This window comes from Mesorhizobium sp. M7A.F.Ca.US.002.01.1.1 (genome assembly GCF_004022955.1).
Lineage (GTDB): Bacteria > Pseudomonadota > Alphaproteobacteria > Rhizobiales > Rhizobiaceae > Mesorhizobium > Mesorhizobium ciceri.
Map to the genome: position 1 here is coordinate 1 of NZ_RZQE01000487.1, position 4,354 is coordinate 4,354.

General features: G+C 62.6%; 4 protein-coding genes. 2 read left to right on the forward strand and 2 right to left on the reverse strand.

What is annotated here, in order from left to right; all coding sequences use genetic code 11:
• On the forward strand, window positions 1-909 hold a 909-nt coding region (locus tag EN932_RS30285), incomplete at its 5' end, for a pilus assembly protein (protein ID WP_128369304.1).
• 251 nt (window positions 910-1,160) lie between these two features.
• Window positions 1,161-1,670: a CAP domain-containing protein gene (locus EN932_RS30290; protein WP_032899511.1), complete on the forward strand. Its 510-nt coding sequence runs from the start codon at window positions 1,161-1,163 to the stop codon at window positions 1,668-1,670.
• 49 nt (window positions 1,671-1,719) lie between these two features.
• Here EN932_RS30290 and EN932_RS30295 read toward each other — a convergent pair whose 3' ends face one another.
• Both EN932_RS30295 and EN932_RS30300 read right to left on the reverse strand, forming a co-directional pair.
• On the reverse strand, window positions 1,720-3,252 hold the full coding sequence (locus tag EN932_RS30295; protein WP_013532370.1) for a DHA2 family efflux MFS transporter permease subunit: 1,533 nt from the start codon (window positions 3,250-3,252) through the stop codon (window positions 1,720-1,722).
• A 305-nt stretch (window positions 3,253-3,557) separates the two neighbouring features.
• Window positions 3,558-4,354: HlyD family secretion protein (locus EN932_RS30300; RefSeq protein ID WP_164890691.1), on the reverse strand; the 797-nt coding region annotated here is incomplete at its 5' end.

Sequence of the window (4,354 nt, forward strand, 5' to 3'; positions counted from 1 at the left end):
AGCGCCTACTTTATCTCGCTGTCGTCCAGCATAAGCCGCCCAAGCTTCATCAGCGCCTCGGCCCCCTGGCAGGCCTACCGCTCGGCCTCGGTCAAGATAAAACCTGGCGCACAGGCCTGCGTGCTGGCGCTCGATCCGCATGCGTCCGCCGCCGTGAACCTGCAGGGCTCAACCAACGTCTCGATGGACAATTGCGTGATCGCGGCGAACTCGGACGCGTCGGATTCCGTCAACAGGGGTGGTTCCGCACTGGTTTCGGCCGGCTGTGTCTCAACCGTCGGCGGCACCAGCGGGCTGTTGCCACCCAGCGCCAGTCTCGCCTGCGGAACGCCGCACGAACATAGGTACGCGTCCTTTGATCCATTGGCCGACGTCGTTCCTCCCCCTTACACATTGTGTTTGCCTGTCCCGAACGGCAAAACCTACACGCTGTCGCCCGGCACTTATTGCGACAAGACATTATCGGGGAACATCACGCTTAATCCGGGCGTCTACATCATGCGCGGCACCACCATAAAGCCAGGGGGAAACGGCAGCCTGACTGGCCAGGGCGTGACCATTTTCCTCATGGAAAGCGCTCAGATCTACATAAATGCCAATGAGAAGGTGAACCTTTCCCCGCCCACCAGCGGCCCTTATGCTGGTATCACCATTTTCCAGGATCACGGCAACACGTCTGCCCTGACATTGAATGGTGGCGCAAATTCCGTGCTCAGCGGTTTCATCTACGCGCCGGACGCGCCCATTTCCTACGCCGGCAACTCTGATATGAGCGCCCAGGGCGACTGTCTCAGGCTTGTCGGCAATACGATACAGATGACCGGGAACTCGTCCGTCAAGTCCGACTGCGCGGCGGCGCTTGGAAATCGCACAATGTATGCCGATCGGATGATCACTCTGGTGAAATGAGAGACAACCTGACGTGCGGCGGCGCCAGCGGTAGCGTTGAGAAAAATGGCGATAACGCACGGCCGGATCGGTTTCGATGCGAGGCGCAATCCGGCCAGCCTGGGATAGGCAGCGCCGTCGATCGCCTGGTGAAACTCCGCCCAGCATGCCACGCCGATCAGCGTTGTACCGGCCAGCGTCAGTCTGTCGCCCCCTCTCCGATTTTCGAGGCCCTGCCCGGCAAAAGCCATGATCGCCATTATCTCAGGGGCATGACCATAGCGAAAATCGAAACCCACCCGATCCCGAAGCTGAACAGGCGCATGGTGCTGACCGGCCTCGCAGCCCTGGCGGGGCTCGCCGCCTGCAGCACCGTTTCACTGCCAACCGGTGAAGGCGCCGGGGTCTCCTCCTCCGCCACCAGCACGCTGGCCAGCATCCGCGCCTCGGCCGGGCTCGCGCCGCTGGTCCCCGACCGGCAGCTCGAACAGGCCGCCCTGCAGCAGGCAGGCTATATGGCGCAGCGCCGCCGCATGAGCCACACCACCGGCTGGGGCAAGGATTTCGCCTCGCGCGTCAGGGACAATCGAATTTCCGGTGCCGCGGCGGAGAACATCGCCGAGGGTCGTTTCGACCTCGAGAAGCTGTTCGACATCTGGGTGCATTCACCAGGCCATCGCCGCAACATGCTCGACCCGCGCTTCACACGCTTCGGCCTTGCCTATGTGCGCGACGGCAGCGACAGCAAGCTCCGTTACTGGAGCCTCGTGCTCGGAAAATAGGAAAACGTGCCGGTTCGGTGCGCCACACCCAAGACGATTTGATGGAAAGCTAGTCCATATGCGCCGCCGGCGCGCCGCCGGCTGGTGCCTGCTTCGGCTTGCGCAGCAGGAAAACAAACGGGATGGCAAGCAGTGTCATCACCATGAGTATTTTGAAGTCGTTGACGTAGGAGATCATCATGGCCTGGAGATTGACCATGCGATCGACCTGCGAGAGCGCCGTTGGATCGCCGCCTGCGGCCGCCGGCGAAACAGCCCACAGATTGGGGTTGAACGGATTGATGAAGGCCGAAAGCTCGGCATGGTTGATCTGCGTGTTGCGCACCATCAACACCGTCACGACCGACACGCCGATCGACGAGCCAAGATTGCGCACCAGGCTGAACAGAGCCGTGGCATCGGTGCGGAAGCGCACGTCAAGCGTGGCGAAGGCGACGGTCGACAACGGCACGAACACCATCCCCATGCCCAGGCCCTGGATGACGCCGGAGCTGATGATCAGCCAATTGTCCATCTGCGGGGTGAAGCTGGACATGGTGTAGAGCGACTGCGCGGTCAGCAGGAAGCCGATGACGACGAGGATCCTGGCGTCAATCCTGCTCATGAGCCGCCCGACGACGAGCATCGAGATCATGGTGCCGACGCCGCGTGGCCCCATGACGATGCCGATGGTGACGGTCGGATAGCCGAAGATGGTCGACAGCATCGGCGGCAGCAGCGACATGCTCGCCAGGATGAGCACACCCATGACGAAGATGAATGCCAGCCCGGTCACGAAATTGCGGTCGAGGAAGATCTTGGGATCGATGAAGGGGTGCTCGGCCGTCATGGTGTGAATGATGAACACCCAGAAGCCGGTGAGCGAAAGACCAAGTTCGATCCAGATCTCCACCGAGGAAAACCAGTCGACCTCGCCGCCGCGGTCGAGCAGCAGCTGAAGCGCGCCGACGCCGAGCGATATCATGGCGAAGCCGAAGAAATCGAAGCCGCGCACGCGCCGCGCGATAGCCGGCAAATAAGCGGCCATACCGAGAAAGGCGACGATGCCGACCGGCAGATTGATGAAGAACACCCAACGCCAGTTGAAATTCTCGGTCAGCCAGCCACCGAGTGTCGGGCCCAGAATCGGACCCAGCATGATGCCGGCGCCCCAGATGGCCATCGCCTGGCCATGGCGTTCCCTGGGATTGATGTCGAGCAGGAAGGTCTGCGACAGAGGCACGATCGCGGCGCCGAACACGCCTTGCATCAGCCGGAAGAACACCATGGTCTCCAGGCTCCAGGCGATGCCGCACAGCATCGAAAACACGGTGAAGCCGACCACCGCCGTCAGGAACAGTTCCTTGCGGCCGAAGCGATCGGCCAGCCAGCCGGTGACCGGCGTCATGATGGCGGCGGCAACGATGTAGGAGGTCAGCACCCAGTTGATGTTGTCAGGCGAGGCGCCGAGATCGCCGGTCATGGTCGGCAGCGCGACGTTGGCGATCGTCGTGTCGAGCGCCTGCATGATCGTCGCCAACATGAGCGCGACCGTGATCAGGCCGCGATGCGGCACTTCTTTGAAGGGTTCGGGCGTGCTCATGGCGTGGAACTTCCAGCAGGTAACAAAAACGTGTACAAGGGGTTTCCGGGCGGCAACGCCTTCGGTTGAGAGACCCTCGTCGCGGTGGGACGCGATTGTCGATGTGGGGGTTACATCGACTGAAAGTCTCTGATGAGCGGATGCCTGCCGCCCGGAAACATGAGGACCGACGGGTCCGCGTCGGAGATTTCAGATTCGGCCAGGCCGCACCGCGGCAGCACCCAAACGCTGATCCTTCCAGCTCCTCCCATCAGACCAATCCTGCTATTCACCTCTGCCGCTGGTCCTGCGGCATTCTGTTGACGTTACTGCGCGGCCTCGCCGGCCGTGGCGTGACCGAAGATCGAAGGCAGGCCACGCGCCACGCCGGTGTCGACGGTAACGGTGGCGCTCATGCCGGTGCGCAACGCCATCTTGGCGTCCGTATCGGTCAGTTCGAGACGAACCGGGATGCGCTGTGTGACCTTGACCCAGTTGCCGGTGGCATTCTGGGCCGGCAGCAGCGAGAACTCGGCTCCCGTGCCGGCGCCGATCGCCTTGACCGTCGCCTCGAAGGTGCGCCCCGGATAGGTGTCGACCACGATCTCGGCCTTCTGACCGGGCTTCATGTGGGTGAGCTGCGTTTCCTTGAAATTGGCATCGATCCAGGTGTCGCCGGTCTCGACCAGCGAAAACAGCGGCGTGCCGGAACCGACATATTGGCCGACCTTGAACGACGAGGCCTGGCTGACGATGCCGTCAGCCGGCGCCTTGACCGTGGTCTGCGCCAGGTCGTAGGCGGCCTTGTCGCGCGCGGCGAGCGCGGCCATCACGGTCGGATGTTTGTCGGTTTCGATGTCGGGATTGCCGCCAAGGGCTGCCTTGGCGCTGATGATGCCTTGCTCGGCAACGGCCAGCTGCTGCTTGGCCTTGTCGAGATCGTTCTTGGCTTCGTCCAGCGACGATTTGGCGTTGATGCCCTTCTGGGCAAGATCGGCGGCGCGGTCGAACTGCGACTGGGCGAAGGCGACCTGGCTGGCATCGGACTTCTGCTGAGCCATCGACTGGCCATAGGCGGCGCGCAACTGCTCGACATTGAGACGCGCGCCCGCCACCGCCGCGT